Annotated in this window: 13 protein-coding genes; 3 read left to right on the forward strand and 10 right to left on the reverse strand. The window is 45.5% G+C overall.

What is annotated here, in order from left to right; all coding sequences use genetic code 11:
- Window positions 1-16: 16 nt before the first annotated feature.
- The 5 genes from NBH15_RS10640 to rpoN form a co-directional block, all read right to left on the reverse strand.
- A complete protein-coding gene (locus tag NBH15_RS10640) occupies window positions 17-1,855 on the reverse strand; it encodes a 4-hydroxy-3-methylbut-2-en-1-yl diphosphate synthase (protein WP_250822631.1) in 1,839 nt (612 codons plus the stop codon).
- Window positions 1,856-2,040: 185 nt separating this feature from the next.
- A complete protein-coding gene (gene purE, locus NBH15_RS10645) occupies window positions 2,041-2,547 on the reverse strand; it encodes a 5-(carboxyamino)imidazole ribonucleotide mutase (protein WP_009860133.1) in 507 nt (168 codons plus the stop codon).
- On the reverse strand, window positions 2,548-2,928 hold the full coding sequence (gene gcvH, locus NBH15_RS10650; protein WP_250822632.1) for a glycine cleavage system protein GcvH: 381 nt from the start codon (window positions 2,926-2,928) through the stop codon (window positions 2,548-2,550).
- Between the two features lie 16 nt (window positions 2,929-2,944).
- Complete coding sequence (locus tag NBH15_RS10655; RefSeq protein WP_250822633.1) at window positions 2,945-3,565, reverse strand: phosphatase PAP2 family protein; 621 nt, start codon at window positions 3,563-3,565, stop codon at window positions 2,945-2,947.
- 12 nt (window positions 3,566-3,577) lie between these two features.
- Complete coding sequence (gene rpoN / locus NBH15_RS10660; protein ID WP_128132837.1) at window positions 3,578-5,032, reverse strand: RNA polymerase factor sigma-54; 1,455 nt, start codon at window positions 5,030-5,032, stop codon at window positions 3,578-3,580.
- A gap of 202 nt (window positions 5,033-5,234) precedes the next feature.
- On the opposite strand from rpoN, the gene NBH15_RS10665 reads away from it, so the two are divergent.
- Both NBH15_RS10665 and NBH15_RS10670 read left to right on the forward strand, forming a co-directional pair.
- Window positions 5,235-7,412: a sensor histidine kinase gene (locus tag NBH15_RS10665; RefSeq protein WP_128132836.1), complete on the forward strand. Its 2,178-nt coding sequence runs from the start codon at window positions 5,235-5,237 to the stop codon at window positions 7,410-7,412.
- Window positions 7,413-7,540: 128 nt separating this feature from the next.
- Complete coding sequence (locus NBH15_RS10670; RefSeq protein WP_128132835.1) at window positions 7,541-8,500, forward strand: hypothetical protein; 960 nt, start codon at window positions 7,541-7,543, stop codon at window positions 8,498-8,500.
- A 511-nt stretch (window positions 8,501-9,011) separates the two neighbouring features.
- Here NBH15_RS10670 and NBH15_RS10675 read toward each other — a convergent pair.
- Complete coding sequence (locus tag NBH15_RS10675) at window positions 9,012-10,817, reverse strand: Na/Pi cotransporter family protein (RefSeq protein WP_009860126.1); 1,806 nt, start codon at window positions 10,815-10,817, stop codon at window positions 9,012-9,014.
- Between the two features lie 51 nt (window positions 10,818-10,868).
- Complete coding sequence (locus NBH15_RS10680) at window positions 10,869-12,560, reverse strand: Na/Pi cotransporter family protein (RefSeq protein WP_128132834.1); 1,692 nt, start codon at window positions 12,558-12,560, stop codon at window positions 10,869-10,871.
- Between the two features lie 83 nt (window positions 12,561-12,643).
- Here NBH15_RS10680 and NBH15_RS10685 point away from each other — a divergent pair, with 83 nt between their 5' ends.
- Window positions 12,644-14,311: a nucleoside kinase gene (locus NBH15_RS10685; RefSeq protein WP_250822634.1), complete on the forward strand. Its 1,668-nt coding sequence runs from the start codon at window positions 12,644-12,646 to the stop codon at window positions 14,309-14,311.
- A gap of 64 nt (window positions 14,312-14,375) precedes the next feature.
- Here NBH15_RS10685 and NBH15_RS10690 read toward each other — a convergent pair whose 3' ends face one another.
- Genes NBH15_RS10690 through ribF form a run of 3 tightly spaced genes read right to left on the reverse strand, consistent with a single transcriptional unit; the run spans window position 14,376 to window position 17,718 of the window.
- Window positions 14,376-15,659, reverse strand: coding sequence for a lipopolysaccharide biosynthesis protein (locus NBH15_RS10690; RefSeq protein WP_250822635.1), 1,284 nt, complete (start codon window positions 15,657-15,659; stop codon window positions 14,376-14,378).
- 4 nt (window positions 15,660-15,663) lie between these two features.
- Window positions 15,664-16,719, reverse strand: a complete 1,056-nt coding sequence (locus NBH15_RS10695; protein WP_250822636.1) for a M20 family metallo-hydrolase — start codon at window positions 16,717-16,719, stop codon at window positions 15,664-15,666.
- 36 nt (window positions 16,720-16,755) lie between these two features.
- The gene (ribF, locus tag NBH15_RS10700; RefSeq protein ID WP_250822675.1) at window positions 16,756-17,718 is read right to left on the reverse strand and encodes a riboflavin biosynthesis protein RibF; all 963 of its coding nucleotides are present in this window, start codon (window positions 17,716-17,718) and stop codon (window positions 16,756-16,758) included.
- Window positions 17,719-17,724 lie beyond the last annotated feature (6 nt).

Raw genomic sequence — 17,724 nt, forward strand, 5'->3', positions numbered from 1 at the left:
GAAGATAGTACAAATATCAGTTCTGCCAGTCTCCGTTCTCTTTTATTAACTGAACTAAACGTTCTACTGCATCTTCTTCGGGGATGTTTTTCAGCACGCATTCTTTGCCTTTGTAGAGGCTGATTTGCCCGCGTCCCGCACCTACATAACCGTAGTCGGCGTCGGCCATTTCGCCGGGACCGTTTACGATACAGCCCATGATGCCGATCTTCAGTCCTTTCAGGTGTGAAGTCGTCTCTTTGATACGGGCAATCGTCGTTTGCAGGTCATAGAGCGTACGTCCGCAGCTCGGGCAGGAGATATATTCTGTTTTGCTGATGCGCGAACGGGTTGCCTGGAGGATGCCGAACATGTAACTGTCGGTGACCAGGGCTTCGCATTCATCGTTATTGTGCAGCATGATGCCGTCGCCGAAACCATCGAGCAACAAGGTCCCGAAGTCGGCTGCTGCTTTGAGTTGCAGGGCTTCTTTGTCGGGTTCGTGATAGTCGCGGTGAAGGATGACGGGAATATCGCAGCCGGCTGCCAGTAATTTGTGCATGGCTGCACGTTGCGATCCAACACCGTTGCGGTGGTGGGTGCTCAGGACTGCCACGGCTGTTTTATCCTGTTTTAGTATCTCCAGCGTCTTATCCGTCAGGTCATTGTATGTCAGACGGATGAATTTCAGCGGAGAGTTGTATTCTTTCATTTCCTCTATTTCGGAAGCGATGAAGTAAGGGTAGGCATTCGGACGTTCTTTCCAGAAATGGGCATCTACCAGCATGCGGAAGTTGTCGGGAAGATTGTCCGGGTCTTCTTTGCCGATGTATATGTAATCGGGCAGGGAAGAATAATCGAATTCGAAGTCGCCGGTGCTGCGGTCGGAGATGACGACGGGAGGGAAATTGCCTCCGATGCTTTCCGTTACCCGGCTGATGCGGCGTGTGGCTGTTACCGGGTCGTATCCGGGAACTGCCTGGGCGACAATCGGCCTGTGTTCCCGGCGTTCCAGTATGTAGTCAACCAGTTTGCGGGCAACCGGTATTTCTGCTTCCGGGTCTTCGCTGAGGGATACGCGGATGGTATCGCCTATTCCGTCGGTCAGCAGGGCACCGATACCGACAGCACTTTTGATGCGGCCGTCTTCACCGTCACCGGCTTCGGTCACTCCCAGGTGGAGCGGGTAGTGCATGTCTTCTGCTTCCATGGTGCGGACGAGCAGACGTACGGTGCGGACCATGACAACCGTGTTGGATGCTTTGATGGAGATTACCACGTCCGGGAAATTCTCGTCCCGGCAGATGCGCAGAAATTCCATGCAGGAGGCAACCATTCCTTCAGGGGTATCACCATACCGGCTCATGATACGGTCGGACAGTGAACCATGATTTACGCCAATGCGGATGGCGGTTCCGTGTTTTTTACAAATGTCGAGGAAAGGGACAAAACGGTCGCGTATCTTCTGTAATTCGGCTGCATATTCTTCGTCGGTGTATTCCAGAAGGTCAAATGTTTTTACTTTGTCAACATAGTTACCGGGGTTGATACGTACTTTCTCCACCACTTCGGCGGCGGCATCGGCAGCTCTGGGGTTGAAATGTATGTCGGCAACGAGCGGGGTGGTATATCCCTGGGCATTCAGTTCTTTCCGGATCTCTCCCAGGTTGTGGGCTTCGCGTTCTCCCTGTGCGGTGAAACGCACATATTCGGCTCCGGCTTCGATCATGCGGATGGCCTGGCGGACAGAGGCTTCGGTATCCATGGTGGATACATTGGCCATGGATTGGATACGTATCGGGTTCTCACCCCCCAACGGGGTGTTTCCTATATTGACAACAGATGATTTACGGCGACTGTAATTAAAATAATCCATTTACTAGTTTGTTTTGGGGAACATGGCCGGAGCGTCCGGTGGTATCTGTTTCCTCTCTTGAGAAGGGATAAAGGGTGTGTTATCTTTTCGCCTTATTACTGGCTTTAACACACCCCCTGCCCCCTTTCAAGAGGGGAAAAGTTACCTTTCAGTCGCTAAAAACAGGCTATGTTCCAACAATCTGATTAATTTGTTTTGTATTTAAAAGATACCTGAGCTAACTCTTCGTTGGCTTTTACGATCTTTTTCTTCAGATTTTCCTTGTAATCGGCCAGCTTGCCCTGGAGTTGTTCGTCTCCTACGGCAAGCATCTGGACTGCCAGGATTCCGGCGTTTAATGCTCCGTTGATACCGACAGTGGCAACAGGGATTCCCGGAGGCATCTGTACGATAGCCAGCAGGGCGTCCATACCGTCGAGTGTAGAGTTGATAGGCACACCGATTACCGGAACGGTAGTCATGGATGCGATCACGCCACACAGGTGTGCAGCCATACCGGCTGCGGCGATAATAACTTTAATACCACGGTCTTTGGCACCTTTGGCAAAGGCTTCCACTTCAGCCGGAGTACGGTGGGCAGACAAGGCGTGCATTTCGAAAGGAATCTCCATTTCGTCCAGCAACTTGGCTGCTTTTTCCATTACGGGCAGGTCGGAAGTGCTGCCCATGATAATACTTACTACCGGTGTCATTTATTTTGCGATCAATTGTTCGTATTCGGCAGCCGACAGCAGGTCGTCCAGTTCAGAAGGGTCAGACATGGAAATCTTGATCAACCAGCCGTTTCCGTAAACATCTTCGTTTACCAGTTCAGGTTTGTCTTCCAGTTCGGAGTTTGCCTGGATCACTTCTCCGCTAACCGGCATGAATAGGTCGGAAACAGTTTTTACAGCTTCGATTGTACCGAAAACTTCTTCTTTGGCAACGACTTCGCCTTCAGTAGTGATGTCTACATAAACGATTTCGCCTAATTCGCTCTGAGCATAGTCAGTGATACCGATATAGGCAACTGCGCCGTCTACACGAATCCATTCGTGATCTTTTGTGTACTTTAAATCAGCAGGAAAGTTCATAACTTTAGTGTTTTTATTAGATGAATAAATAGATATAACTCAATAATGAGGCTACAAAGGTACATATAAAACCGAGACAAAAGCCGGCATATACCTGCATAGGAGTATGCCGTTTCAAAAAGATACGCGAAGTACCGACCAGCCCGGCTGCAAGAAGTATGATAATGAATCCCCAGTAAGGATTTATCAGGTGGATGCGCGCAACACCCATGATTCCTCCGAGAAGTCCTCCGATGCCTAGCGTATGGGCACTGATCTTCCAGAAGAAGTTAATGCACAGGGAAAGGAGCAATGCTACGCAGGCCCCCATCAGCAACGAGAGGAACCAGAACGGGATCATCATTTTGTACATATAAAATATACAGACCATGATGGAGGTGATGATGATCAGGTAGGGAACTACCCGTTCTTTGCGGTCTGTCAGTTCCAGGTCGCCGGCGGCCCCGTTCTTGACCATCAGAAAGATAAAAATTCCCGGAACGACGGCTGTCGACAGGAAGGCTCCGCCAACCAGGAACATCTTCATGGTGGGCGGGTAGATCGCCAGGTATGTGAATGACAATGCCAGAATGACTCCATACGTTACCATCAGTAACGGGTGGAACATGCCGGATATTATATTTGAAAACAATCTCATAACGCTTCAAATTTATATTTCTTTTCTGAGCCTTGCAACCGGAATATCCAATTGTTCCCGGTATTTGGCTACTGTGCGGCGGGCGATCACATAACCTTTCTCTTTCAGGATCGTGGTGAGTTCCTCGTCTGTGAGCGGTTTGCGTTTATCCTCGCTGTCTATGTGTTCTTTCATTATCTTCTTCACCTCACGGGTGGATATTTCCTCGCCGCTGTCGGTTTGCATCGATTCGGAGAAGAAGAACTTCAGAGGGTAGATGCCAAAATTGGTTTGCACGTATTTACTGTTGCTAACCCTCGAAATGGTCGATATGTCGTATCCCGCACGTTCGGCCACGTCTTTCAGTATCATCGGGCGCAGGGTCGCATCGTCTCCCGTCAGGAAAAAGTCCCGTTGCAGGAGGATGATGGCTTCCATCGTACGCTGTAATGTTTCCTGACGCTGTTTGATAGCGTCGATAAACCATTGTGCGGAATCCAGCTTTTGTTTTACGAACTGCACTGCTTCACGCATTTTGGAAGTCTGGTTGGCTTTATTGCCGGCATAGTCTTGAAACATTTCCGCATATTCACGGCTGATCTTCAGATCCGGAATATCCCGGTTATTCATGCTCAGGATCAATTCGCCGTTCACCGCCTCGACCAGGAAATCCGGAATGACCTGGCTCATGGCTGCTTCCATAGAACCACCCCAACTGCTGCAAGGTTTAGGATCGAGGGCAATTATTTCGTGAATAGCCTTTTTCAGCGTGCCTTCGCTGATGTTGAGGCCGCGCATGATCTTGTCGTAGTGCTTGCGGGTAAATTCCTCGAAATATTCCGTGAGGATATGGATCGCCATCTTTACTCCGGGCGTCAACTCTTTACGGTCGAGTTGGAGCAATAAACATTCCTGTAGGTTGCGGGCTCCGACTCCGGCGGGGTCGAAATCCTGTATGATGGTGAGAACCTCTTCTATTTCCTTCTCGTTAACGTCTTGTCCGGCCTGGAAAACCAGGTCGTCGGCAATGGCGGAGAGTTCGCGGCGCAGGTAACCGTCGTCATCTATATTTCCGATAATATATTCGGCAATCTTCATTTCCTTTTCCGGCAGGTCACGCAATCCGAGCTGTTGCAGCAGATATTCGTTCAATGACTGGCTTACGGAAAAAGGAATATCTTCCTTACGGTCGGTTTTCTCGCTTATCTCGCGGAGTTTGTAGTCCGGGATATCGTCTTCACTCATATAGTCTCCGAGTGAGAGGTCTGTATCTGTTTCGTTTGTAGTTATATCATCAACACCCTCGTCGTCAGTCCGTTCAAAGTCGTCCGCAATATCTTTTCCTTCCTCCAGGGCAGGATTATCCTCCAGTTCGTGCTTGATTCGTTCTTCCAGCTCGATAGCGGGAAGTTCCAGAAGCCGTATTAACTGGATCTGCTGCGGAGATAGCTTTTGCTGTAACTTTTGTTGTAACTGTTGCTTCAACATATTTAAAATCGTCTACATTAGAACATGCAAATATAACTTTTTACGCTGAACACGCTTATGATTAAAAGCATAATTGTTCTAAAGAAACGGCTTGCCGGGCGATTTCCGGTGAATATTAACATGTCTCGACGTGAATTAGTTCCTTGAAATACCTTAAAAATCAAAACTATTCAATATTTTTGCGTTTATAAAGAATCATCATATGATGTCAACGCTAACAAAGAACAAATATAACCGATTATCCAAAGAGGAGCTGATACTATTATTAGAAGCACGCGATAATGAACAGAAGGCCGATACCGGCAGTTCTTTTGCTGAAGCTTCAAATATCAAGCGTATTATTTCCGAGGTACTTGTATTGCTGTTTAATGAAGAACGTCAGCCGATAGAGAAGGCCATGAGTTTGCTCCTGAACTTTTTCAATGCAGACTGGGGATATGTAGCTATTTTTGAAAAAGACGGGCGGACAGCCTATTTCCCTTACGAAGTGATGAGCGAATGGGTGGAAGTCCCCAAAGAGAACCATTCGGAACTGACGGACGAGACTATCCCCTGGATCATGGAAACAGTGAAGGACGGACGCGATATCGTCATGTGCAGCATGAGCGACTTGCCTCCGGAAGCGGAAACGGATAAAAAGCTGTTTGAGTTGCAGCACCTGGAATCCATGCTTATTATTCCGCTTTCCTTCCATAATAAAATACAGGGATTTATCGGTTTTGATTCTGTTCGGGTACAACGAGCCTGGACTGCTACGGAAATCGAAGACTTACATATTATAGCAAGCATCTTTTCCCTGATCATCGAACGCCGGGAGACACAAGCCAGCCTGGAAGAATCGCGGAAACATTTGGCGGAGCTCAGCATCAAATTTAAACAGTTCTTCAATAATTTGCCTATCGGGGTGGAACTGTATGACTCCGAAGGTTACCTGATCGATCTCAATGAGGCTGATGCTCGTATTTTCGGCTCTGCTCGCAAAGATCTTTTAGGCATTAATCTTTTCAGGAACCCGGCTATTCCGGAGAAAATACTGAAGGGGATAAAGAGTGGGCGGGCGTTTAGTTTTCCATTCGTCTATGATTTTAGTATCATACAAAATACCAGTTATTATCCGTCGGCTTTCGTAGACCAGATCAAATATCTTCAGATAAAGGGGATAGGACTGAATGATCCGGAGTTCGGGCGGGTCGGATACCTGCTTATCATCTCCGATAACACGGATGTGCAACTTAAAGCGGAACAGACCCGTAACAACCTGGCTATTTTGAAAGCCGTTTTGTTGTCCGGTCGTTCAATAGTCGGTGAGTATAGCGTGGAGGAGGATGAACTGTATATAGACCCTGTGTTGAATGACCATTCCAGTTCAAATCCTTTGTTCAATTATCTGAAGACACATAATTATCTGTCTATTCAGGAATTGTGGGATTTGGGGCAATTCAGTTCTATCCCCGGGAATGATATGAGACCTCTTTTGCAGGTTATCCGCGGGGAGACTGATAATTGTAGTTTTGTATGTAAAATGTTTGTCCGGACGGTTCCCACATGGATTCGTATAAATGCCCAGGCGCACAAAATCAATAAAGACGGGCATCCCAGCAAAGTCGTTTGCTATATAACAGACATAACGGGAGAGAAACAGCTGGAAGAGAGTTTGCAGCAGGCCCGCGACGAATCGCGTAAGAATGAACTGGAAATGCAAAAGGCCCGTGAGGCAGATATGCTGAAATCTACGTTTCTTGCCAATATGAGCCATGAGATCCGCACGCCTTTGAATGCCATTGTCGGTTTCTCCGGTATCATTGCTGAAATGGAAGACGAAGAGGAAAAGGATGAATATGTGAAGATTATCAATACAAATTGCGATCTGCTTCTTCGTCTGGTCACCGATATCCTCGATTTCTCAAAGATCGAATCGGGAATGATGGATTATTCACTGACGGATGTCAATATAAAGGAAATATGTGCGGAACAATATAAGGTACACTCCCTGAAAGTTCAGGAAGGCGTCTCCATGCTGTGCGATCTGAATGCTTTGCCGGACAAAATACTCCATACCGACCCCAAGCGAGTTACGCAAGTGGTCTCCAACTTACTGTCGAATGCAATCAAGTTTACCGAACAAGGAGCTATCACTCTTTCCTATCGTGTGGAAGAGGATCATGTCTTGTTTGAAGTCAGCGACACCGGTATCGGTATTTCAGCCAGGAATATCGAAACGATTTTCGAACGGTTTACCAAAGTCGACTCCTTTAAGCAGGGAACAGGCTTAGGCTTGTCTATTTGTAAAACGATCGTCTATGCCTTACGCGGTGAGATCGGTGTGGATTCAACGCCTGGTGTGGGTTCAAGGTTCTGGTTTACATTGCCTTGTGAATAAAAATAGAGAAAGGAAACAGGAATAAGAGCTACATAATCAAAAGTTTTTTAATATATTTGTCGGAAACAGAACGTATTTTTTAGGACAGACGCCGGGAACTGAAGACCAAATTTGAAAAACGATTATGTATGAAAAATGACCTGTTATATGAAAATCTTGTAACGGCTATTAAAGACAAGTTTCCGGGCCGAGGTGTGCTGACAAATAAGTTGGCCGATCTTCTAATGCTGGAAAAGGAAGCCGTTTATCGTCGGTTGAGAGGCGATGTCCCTTTTACCATCTTCGAAATTGCTACCATTGCTGCCAAGCTGGATATTTCGTTGGATCATATCATTGGCTGTTTTTCGGGTAAGAGCAGGCCGTTCCAGATGAAAATGGTAAACTTCCTGAATCCGAGCGAAGAGGATTATGAGATGCTCGAAAACTTTGTGAATGAGTTGAGGTGTCTCAAGGATGATCCGAATTCAGAAGTGGGCGGGGCGTTGAATATTCTTCCTCAGTCGTTGGTGTTAGGTTACAGGCATATTTATCAGTTTTACCTGTTCAAATGGATTTATCAATGTGGAAGTGTTATGCCTGCCCGGTACAGCCAGATTGAACCGCCGGACCGGCTGCAACTGATAAACAGCGAGATTGTAACGGAGGTTTGCCAGGCAGCCAATGCGTACCATATAATGGATAGCATGACATTCCTGTACCTGGTGAATGATATTAAATATTTTGCCAGCATTTACTTGATTACCCGGGAGGAAATAAATGTCCTGAAGAAGGAACTGATGATTTTTATTGATGATCTGGAGACTTTGGCTGCCAGAGGTTTCTGGAAGGAAGGTAAGAATATCCACTTTTTTGTCAGCTGTGTTAATTTTGAAACCAGTTACAGTTATGTGGAAACGCAACATTGCCATCTGACGATGCTTAAATCTTTCACACTGAACGACGCGACATCTCCTGACGAAGCTATATTCCAACGGATGAAGCAGTGGATGCAATCCCTGATCCGTACTTCTACCCTGATCTCCCGAAGCGGAGAGAAAGACCGTATCGTCTTTTTTGAAGAGCAGCGGCGGATAGTAGATATGCTATAAGTTTTGCAAGGGGCTAAAAGGGTGGAGAACGCTCCTTTCAACTGTTAAAATTAGCAGTTTTTGTCTGTATTGTATAAAGTTTTGTGTTCTAAAACAATTTTTAGCTACAATGCTCGGATAGCTTAACATATATTGTCTGTAAAAGACTTGACAAAGGCTTGCTACAGCCTTATCTTTGCATTGTGGTTTTTTCATAATAGTATTAGATTTAAGGTTAACAAAATTGGTTAGGGCTTGTCGTGAGACAGGCTTTAATTGTTTATAGACCTTTCCTTCTCTTTGCCACTCTCCCTGTTTATTTCTCTCCTGACTTGTATGGGATTACTCTATAAGGAAATTGAAGTATCATATATTATGATATTATAATCGCATATATTATGAGAATGTTGTATCATAATATATGATACTATGATGAATAAGGTAGTTTTCTCTCCGGGACTATCGGATAATGAAAAAGCCCTTCCCGGATAAACGGAAAGAGCTTTTACTTGGTAACCATAAAAGTTTATGGTTATATTTTCTTTTCGATAACGGCCTGTACTACATTTAATACATAGTCACCCAGTTTTTCGGATTCACCGACAAGGTCCATATAATAAACACCGTCCTGATACTGGTATTTCTTATTGTTGACATCTTCCATATTGTGTATCTTCAACTGGTTGCGATAATTGTTGATCTCGTTTTCAATGTTGTAAGACTGGTTGATATCGTCGTGAACGACTTCCTGCATGTGGAGGATTTCATTCATCCGGGTCAGGGCCTTTTCAAGCAGGGCGAACATCTGGTCGATGTTGTGGTTCTGCTCATCGGTAAACTCGGATTTGCCTTCGTTGCGGCGTCTGATGCCACGTGCCAGATTGTTGCAGGAGTCGGCGATACTTTCTATTTCCGTCACGGTACGCAACATGATACGGATTTCTTCCTTACCTTCAGAACTCAGGCGTCCTTCAGCAACGAATGTCAGATAGTTGGCAATCTCGATTTCCATACGGTCACTGATGTTCTCGTACTTTTCGATGCGACTGTATATCTTCAGGAAGTTGTCTTCGTTCTTCTCATAGAACAGGTCTTTAACCATACCGAACATACGTTGTGTACGTTCTCCGAATACGGCAATCTCTTTCTTAGCCTGCATCAATGATAACTCGGAAGTAGAGAGCATACCGGAAGGAATGTATTTCAACTGGAACTCTTCTTCGTCGCTTACGTTCTTCGGTTTGATCAGGGCTGAACAAACATATACGTAGAACTTCACGAACCAGATCATGATACAAACGTTTGTTATATTGAATACGGTATGGAACAGGGAAAGACCGTAGGAAACGGATACCTGTAATGTGAGTAATTGCTTTTGCAAAGCGAGCAGGTGCGGATCTGTGATCTGCGCGCTGGAAGTGATCAGGGAGATCGTCTTCGGATCGAGTGTACTCAGGAACTGCGTCATCTCATTCGGGTCGCCCGGGCCATAGTTTGTAACGATCCAGGTGATCATGCTGGTGAACGGATAGAACAGTGCCATAACCCAACATACCCCGAATACGTTAAACATCAGGTGGGCGATTGCAGCACGCCGGGCCGAAACGTTCGCCGAAATAGCCGCAATATTCGCTGTAATGGTTGTTCCGATATTTTCTCCCAGTACCATTGCTGCCGCCATCTCGAAAGGAATCCATCCCTGCGTACACATAATCAATGTGATGGCAACGGTAGCACTGGATGATTGAACGATAACTGTAAGAATGGTTCCTAAAAGGAGAAATATAAGGAGGGAAGGATATCCCAAAGAGGTATAATCTTGTAAGAAAGAAAGGATTTGAGGATTGCTTTGCAGGTCGGGTACTGAAGATTTCAGATAGGATAGCCCCATGAAGAGGAAGGCAAAACCCATTAAAAATTCACCCCATGATTTTCGTTTACTCTTGCCGGAAAATATCAGCGGAATACATAATCCGATGAGCGGCAGCGAGAAGACACTGATGTCGACTTTAAATCCGAAGAGAGAGATGATCCATGCCGTAACCGTCGTACCGACGTTGGCTCCCATGATGACACTGATTGATTGGGTTAGCGTCAGAAGTCCCGCATTAACGAAACTGACAACCATCACGGTAGTGGCACTGGATGACTGGATGAGTGCTGTAATCAGAATCCCGGTCAGAACACCTGTAAACCGGTTAGTCGTCATTACCGAGAGAATGCTGCGTAACTTGTCTCCTGCGACTTTTTGCAGACCTTCACTCATTACTTTCATTCCGTATAGGAACATACCTAATGCTCCTACAAGCGTAAGAAAATCAAAAAAAGAATAGTCCATTTATATAAATTTAAGTGGATAAATATCCGATTAAAATGAATGTATGCATACTTATATTTTCTTCTCTATAACAGCCTGTACAACATTCAGGACATAATCTCCCAGCTTTTCAGCTTCGCTGACGATATCCATATAATATACCCCGTCCTGATACTGGTATTCCTTATTATTGATATCTTCTACATTATGTTGTTTCAACAGGTTGCGATAATTGTTTATTTCGTTTTCGATATTGTAAGACGGGTTGATGTCGTCGTGCGTCAACTCCGGCTTTTTCAGTATCGAGTTCATTTGATACAACGATTTCGTCACCAGTTCGAAAATCTTGTCTATGTTATGGTTCTGTTTGTCGGTAAAGACAGACTTCCCTTCATTCCTGTGTTTGATGGTACGTGCCAGGTTATTACAGGAGTCGGCAATACTTTCTATTTCCGATACGGCACGTAGCATGATACGGATTTCTTCCTTACTTTCCGAACTCAGGCGGCCTTCTGCAACGAGGGTAAGATAGTTGGCTATCTCTATCTCCATGTGGTCGCTGATGTTCTCGTATTTTTCAATCCGGTTATACGTTTTCATGAAGGTGTCCTCGTCCTTTTCGTAAAACACATCTTTTACCATGCTGAACATGCGTGTTGTTCGTTCGGCAAAAAGGGATATCTCCTTATTCGCTTGCAGAATAGACAATTCGCCTGTCGAAAGCAAACCGCCTGTGATGTAACGCAGGCGATACTCTTCGTCTTCCGGCTTTGATTTGATCACTAAACAAACCAATCGTTCAATCGGTTTAATGAACCATATTAATATCAATACATTGCAAATGTTAAACGCAGTATGGAATGCCGACAACATATAGGTGATCGCAATGTCTTTGGGTGTATTGGGTGCAAGGTCATCGACGATACGTGTTACGGCGTCAATAAACGGATGGAAGACACAAAGCACCCAAATAACTCCGAAAAAATTGAATATGAAATGGGCAAATGCCGCCCTTCGTGCCTGTGCATTACCGGTGAGAGCTGCGATATTGGAGGTTACCGTCGTTCCGATGTTCTCTCCCATCACCAGCGCAATACCCAGATACAGGTCTAATACGCCGCTTGAACATAATATTAATGTAATAGCCATAACGGCCGCCGATGACTGTACTGCCATTGTTATAATGCCTCCGATCAGCAGGAACAACAGTACGGAGAACATTCCCCATTCTTTGCAGGATGCGATAAAAGACAGGAGTACCTGGTTGTGTTCCAGGTCCATGTGCATCGCATTCTCCCTCAAAGTCGTTAGTCCTAAAAACATAAAAGCGAACCCGAACACGAATTCACCGAATGACTTGCGTCCGCTTTTTTTAGAGAATATTAAGGGGAGAGATAATGCAAACAGGGGATAAATGACATTGGACATATTAAACTGGAAACCGAAGACAGACATAATCCACGCAGTGACTGTCGTCCCTATGTTGGCTCCCATAATAACGGATATAGCTTGTGTCAAGGTAAGGAGACCGGCGTTTACGAAACTAACGGTCATAACGGTGGTAGCGGTGGATGACTGGACAGCGGCTGTAACGAATGCTCCCGTGAGCAATCCGGTAAACCGGTTTGTAGTCATGGCGCCAAGGATATTACGCAGACGGTCTCCTGTTAACTTCTGGAGACCTTCACTCATAACTTTCATTCCGTACATCAAGAGGGCCAAAGAGCCGAGCAGTTTAAGTACGGTAAAAATTGTATTATCCATCAAAAAATAGTTATACCTGGAAGTATATCCGATTAATATTCCTAACTTTAGGCAGCAAAACTACAAATAATAACTGATATAATATGTCTGAAACAATCACAATTTATTGCAAAAATAACAATACTTATAAAGAGGTTCCGATCGGCTCCTCTTTATTGGATATTTATACGATGATGGGGGCGCCTCTGCGTTACCGCCCGATGAATGCAAAAGTGAATAACAAGGTGGAAAGCCTGAATTTCCATTGCTGGCATCCGAAAGATGTTGAGTTTGTGGATTATACACAGCTTTCCGGGTTGCGTACGTATGTCCGTTCCCTTTGTCATATTTTCTCAAAGGCGGTCAATGACGTGTTGCCCTCCGCAACATTAAATCTGGAACATCCGATATCGAAAGGTTACTACTGTGTAATCCATAACGGCAAAAAGATCGATGTCGAAACAGTCGACAAGATAAAGAAGCGCATGCGTGAAATTATCGATGCCGATATGCCTTTCCTGCATAAAACAGTCCGGACGGTGGATGCGGCTGTCCTTTTCCGTGAACGGGGAATGAATGACAAGGCGCGTCTGATCGAGACTGCCGGGATGCCTTACACTTCGTATTATGAGCTGGATGGCTATATCAATTTCTTTTATGGCTGCCTGACGCCTTCCACCGGTTATATCCAGTTGTTCGATATCGTTCCGTATTTCGACGGCGTGTTGCTCCAGATACCAAAGAGAAGCAATCCGCTGGAATTGGAGCCGGCTATCACGCAGGATAAGATGTTCGAGGCTTATAAAGAACATCTGACTTTGCAGCGTACACTGGATTTGAATAATGTAGGCGACCTGAATCGGGCTATCGAGAAGGGGCATACTTCCGAAATTATAATGGTTTCGGAAGCGATGCAGGAAAAACAGGTAGCCAAGATAGCAGAAGAGATTGCGAAGAGATATGAAGAAGGTGTCCGTATTGTTCTGATCTCGGGACCTTCGTCTTCCGGAAAGACAACTTTCTGCAAGCGTTTGGAAGTCCAGTTGATAACGAATCTGATCCATCCTGTGGGTATTTCGCTTGATGATTATTTCCTCAACCGGGAAGATACGCCGAAAGACGAGACGGGCGATTATGATTTCGAATCGCTTTATGCCCTCGATTTGCCTTATTTTAACAGCGAGATGAAGGATTTGTTGTCGGGAAAAGAAATAGAAGTGCCTACTTTTGATTTCGGTACGGGTAAACGTATCTATAAAGGTAAGAAACTGAAGATGCGTGAAAATTCAGTCCTGGTGATTGAAGGTATCCATGCGTTGAATCCGGAACTGACATCCATGATAGAGGATAAATATAAATACCGGGTGTATGTTTCCGTCCTGACATCCATCTCTTTGGATAATCATAACTGGATACCGACTACCGATAACCGTCTGTTGCGTCGTATCATCCGTGATTACCGTTTCCGCGGTTATTCGGCCAAAGACACGATTGCCCGCTGGCCGAGTGTGCGCCGGGGAGAGGACAAATGGATTTTCCCTTACCAGGAAAATGCGGATGCCATGTTCAACAGTGCCATGCTGTATGAGTTGGCGGCTTTGCGTAAGTTTGCCGAACCGATCCTGGCCGAAGTACGTGAGAGCGATGAGGAAAACGCAGAAGCCTACCGCCTGTTGCGTTTCCTCCGTTACTTTAATTATATTCCGGACGTCGGCCTGCCCGGCACTTCGCTTTTACGCGAGTTTCTGGGGGGAGGAAGTTTCCGGTATTAAGAAAACAGATTGAATTATAATAGAAATGCGGGCGGTATGCAGAGAGTATCTGTATGCCGCCCTTTTATTTTGTTTCGAGTTTTTCCCGTATCCGTTTTATTAGTTCCCGAAAATCTTCTTTATCGGGAATGAATTCGCTTAATCTGGTTTGGTTTTGGCGGCAGAATACCGTAACTGAGAATATCAACATGGCACAGAACGCAATACTGGTACTGATGGCTGAGCCGACGACACCGTAAACAGGTATCAGTATGTAACCTGCTATGAATAAGGTTGTAAGGCCGACGCATGAACTGACTGTACTATAACGTATTTTCCCGCTTCCAATAAAGTAATGGCTGAGTATGCTGTTGCACCCTAATGCAATAATTCCGATGGACAAGCCGAATATAATTTTTCGCATGCCGGTAAATTCGGGACTGAACAGGTAATCGGTGTAAACCCATTCCGGTATAAATAGAATACAGATGGTTGCAGATGTAATTGCACAGAAGGTAAGTTTGAATAGTTTTAATGTAGTCCTTTTTTGTTCTCCTACATTGGTCGTTTGTGCTACGCTGCTATATTCGATGAAGCTGACACTCCGACTGATGTGCCAGACGCTTTCCGATATTTTTGTCCCGGCATCGAGTAATCCGACACTACCCAGTCCGGCAAACCGCTGGATCAGGAAATAGTTCAGCCGGGTGGTCAGTACTTCGGCTATATTGTCGGCGCTACCCCAAAGTCCATAGGTAAACATTTCTTTCAGGATTGCGATAAACGGTTTGTTTGTAGGCTTATTTTCTCTTTTGGTCAGATAGGGAAAAAGTAATATCAGACTGCCGATGAAAGCAATGCCGTAAGTGATGTATAATCCGTAAATATAGGATGAAACTTCTTGTTTTCCTGCTATATAATAAAAGTATAAAAGGATGAAGAACAATAATCCGCCTTGCAGCATGTAAGTCAGATTGAATTCTGTAATCCTGTCTTTGCCCAGCAGAAAGCGGGCGTTGGTTGTAATAAAAGAGGAGATCAGTGACAGCACATATATATCTGTCAGATACTCTTTTGGAAATAGTCCGAATAGTAACATGGAGGCACACGCTAATCCGGATCCTATCAGAGGCCATGCATAAGCCGGGAACAAAATAGTATGTATGGAATAACGGTTCATAAAATATACGATCGTATTGCCTGAAAGTACCCCATTGAATACAACGGCTATATTTACTGAAGCCAGGATAATACCCACCAGGCCAACCCCTTCCACACCCAATGCTTTGGCATTAATGAAAATGAGCATCAGATTAAGAAAGGCAATCAGATAGCGTGTTCCAATTGTCCCCAGTATTTTTTTCAGCATACGATTATAATTTCAATCCATCCAGTAAACGGACATACGTATCGATCGCCTCCCTGATCTCCATCAGGCCGATAAACTCGTCTGCCGCATGCGAACGGGCGGAGTTTCCCGGGCCTATCTTGATGGAAGGGAACGGCATAAGTGCCTGGTCGCTGAGCGTAGGCGAACCGAACGGTTCTTTTCCCATCATGATGGCTCTTTGTACAAACGGGTGATCCAGTTCCGTACGGGTTGAGTTCAAACGGAAACTGCGTGCTTTTACCTCACAATTCACTTGCTCTTTGATCAACTCGAACAGTTTTTCATTGGGATAAAATTCGTTTGTACGTATATCGACCGTGAATTCGCAGCGGTCGGGAACAACGTTGTGTTGTGTGCCGGCATGGATAATTGTAACGCTCATTTTTACTGGTCCCAGGAAGTCGCTCTTTTCAGGGAACTGGTAGGTGTTGAACCATTCAATATCTTTTATTGCCAATGTGATTGCATTAATCCCTTCATTACGGGCAGCATGACCGGCTTTTCCGGTTGCTACGCAATCAAGGACCATCAACCCTTTCTCAGCAACGGCTGGCTGCATGCCGGTCGGTTCGCCGACGATGGCAAAAGCGATGGGCGGGAGGTCTGCCAGTGCACTTTCCAATCCGTTCTTACCTGATACTTCCTCCTCGCAGGATGCCAGGAAAATCAGATTATAAGCCTGTTCTTTACCGGTCAGTAGTGTGAAAGCCGAATACAGGGAGACTACGCTTGCCCCGGCGTCATTACTGCCCAGGCCGTATAACTTTTCATCTTCGCTCTCTTCGGGATTGAAAGGGTCTTTCGTCCAGCCGGAGGCCGGTTTTACGGTGTCGATATGTGAGTTCAGCAACAGCGTCGGTTTATTCAGGTCGAAACCGGGAGAAACGATCCACAGATTATTCCCTTTACGGTGTACCGTATGCCCTGCAGCTTGCCATGTCTGTTGTAAAAAGTCGGCCACAGCCGCTTCATCCCGGCTGAAAGAGGGACGGCTGATCATCCCTTTCAAAGTATCTATTGCTTCGTAGTAAAGTTCCATCTATTCAGATTATTGAATTTAGTTACCGGTTGTATCTCAATTCCCCTCTTGAGAGGGGGCAGGGGGTGTGTTACATTCTGTCAATAGCCTGTCCACCGTCTCCCTGTCATGTCCGAGCTGTTCTATCAGTTCTTCCAGGGAATTAAATTTGACATCCCCCCGTACATAATATATAAACGCAACAGTTATTTCATTATTATAGATATCTCCGGAGAAGTCCAGTATATTCACTTCCAGTGTAATATTGTCGCCATTCTGAAGTGTAGGACGGTCGCCGATGTAGAGCATTCCTTTATATTTCTCTCCTTTCAGATAGACCCAGACTGCATAAACCCCGATCCCCGGTACAATTTTAAAAGGTTCGTCCACCTGTATATTGGCTGTAGGGAATCCCAGTTTGCGTCCGACTTTGTAGCCGTTTACAATCGTTCCCCGTAGCTGATAAGGGTAGGTGAGTAACCGGCCGGCATCTTCCACATTACCGTCTGTCAATAATTTCCTGATCTCGGAAGAACTTACAGTCGTACGTCCTTCATCGTAAGGCGATGCTTTGATTACCTCCATCCCACAGGCTGCACCATAAACAACATATTGCTCAAAACCGTCTTTCCGGTCATGGCCGAAACGATGGTCATAACCGATCAGTAAAGCGGCTACATGTAATTTCTCCGCCAGTATGGAACTGATAAATTCCTGTGCCGTCAGGCGGGATAGCTCCACCGTGAAGTCGAGAACGATGCAGTAATCTATGCCGGTGGTAGCCAGTTGTTCCAGTTTTTCCTCAAATGAATTAAGTAATTTGGGCTGATAATCCGAATGCAATACGGCACGCGGATGCTCCGGAAAGGTAATAACGGCCGAAGGCAGGCCTTTCGTCTTCGCGACTTCCTTCAGTTCATTGATCAGGAACCGATGTCCCAGATGAACTCCGTCGAAGAAACCGATGGTAGCAACCAGTCTTTTCCCTTTTAATAAATCCGTATCTCTGATAACGATCATTTTCTT

The organism is Parabacteroides caeci (assembly GCF_023656795.1).
GTDB classification, from domain to species: domain Bacteria; phylum Bacteroidota; class Bacteroidia; order Bacteroidales; family Tannerellaceae; genus Parabacteroides; species Parabacteroides segnis.

Coding starts and splice junctions, on each gene's coding strand:
- NBH15_RS10640 (WP_250822631.1), bottom strand. CDS start 1,855: ATGGATTATTTTAATTACAGTCGCCGTAAATCATCTGTTGTCAATATA.
- purE (WP_009860133.1), bottom strand. CDS start 2,547: ATGACACCGGTAGTAAGTATTATCATGGGCAGCACTTCCGACCTGCCC.
- gcvH (WP_250822632.1), bottom strand. CDS start 2,928: ATGAACTTTCCTGCTGATTTAAAGTACACAAAAGATCACGAATGGATT.
- NBH15_RS10655 (WP_250822633.1), bottom strand. CDS start 3,565: ATGAGATTGTTTTCAAATATAATATCCGGCATGTTCCACCCGTTACTG.
- rpoN (WP_128132837.1), bottom strand. CDS start 5,032: ATGTTGAAGCAACAGTTACAACAAAAGTTACAGCAAAAGCTATCTCCG.
- NBH15_RS10665 (WP_128132836.1), top strand. CDS start 5,235: ATGATGTCAACGCTAACAAAGAACAAATATAACCGATTATCCAAAGAG.
- NBH15_RS10670 (WP_128132835.1), top strand. CDS start 7,541: ATGAAAAATGACCTGTTATATGAAAATCTTGTAACGGCTATTAAAGAC.
- NBH15_RS10675 (WP_009860126.1), bottom strand. CDS start 10,817: ATGGACTATTCTTTTTTTGATTTTCTTACGCTTGTAGGAGCATTAGGT.
- NBH15_RS10680 (WP_128132834.1), bottom strand. CDS start 12,560: ATGGATAATACAATTTTTACCGTACTTAAACTGCTCGGCTCTTTGGCC.
- NBH15_RS10685 (WP_250822634.1), top strand. CDS start 12,644: ATGTCTGAAACAATCACAATTTATTGCAAAAATAACAATACTTATAAA.
- NBH15_RS10690 (WP_250822635.1), bottom strand. CDS start 15,659: ATGCTGAAAAAAATACTGGGGACAATTGGAACACGCTATCTGATTGCC.
- NBH15_RS10695 (WP_250822636.1), bottom strand. CDS start 16,719: ATGGAACTTTACTACGAAGCAATAGATACTTTGAAAGGGATGATCAGC.
- ribF (WP_250822675.1), bottom strand. CDS start 17,718: ATGATCGTTATCAGAGATACGGATTTATTAAAAGGGAAAAGACTGGTT.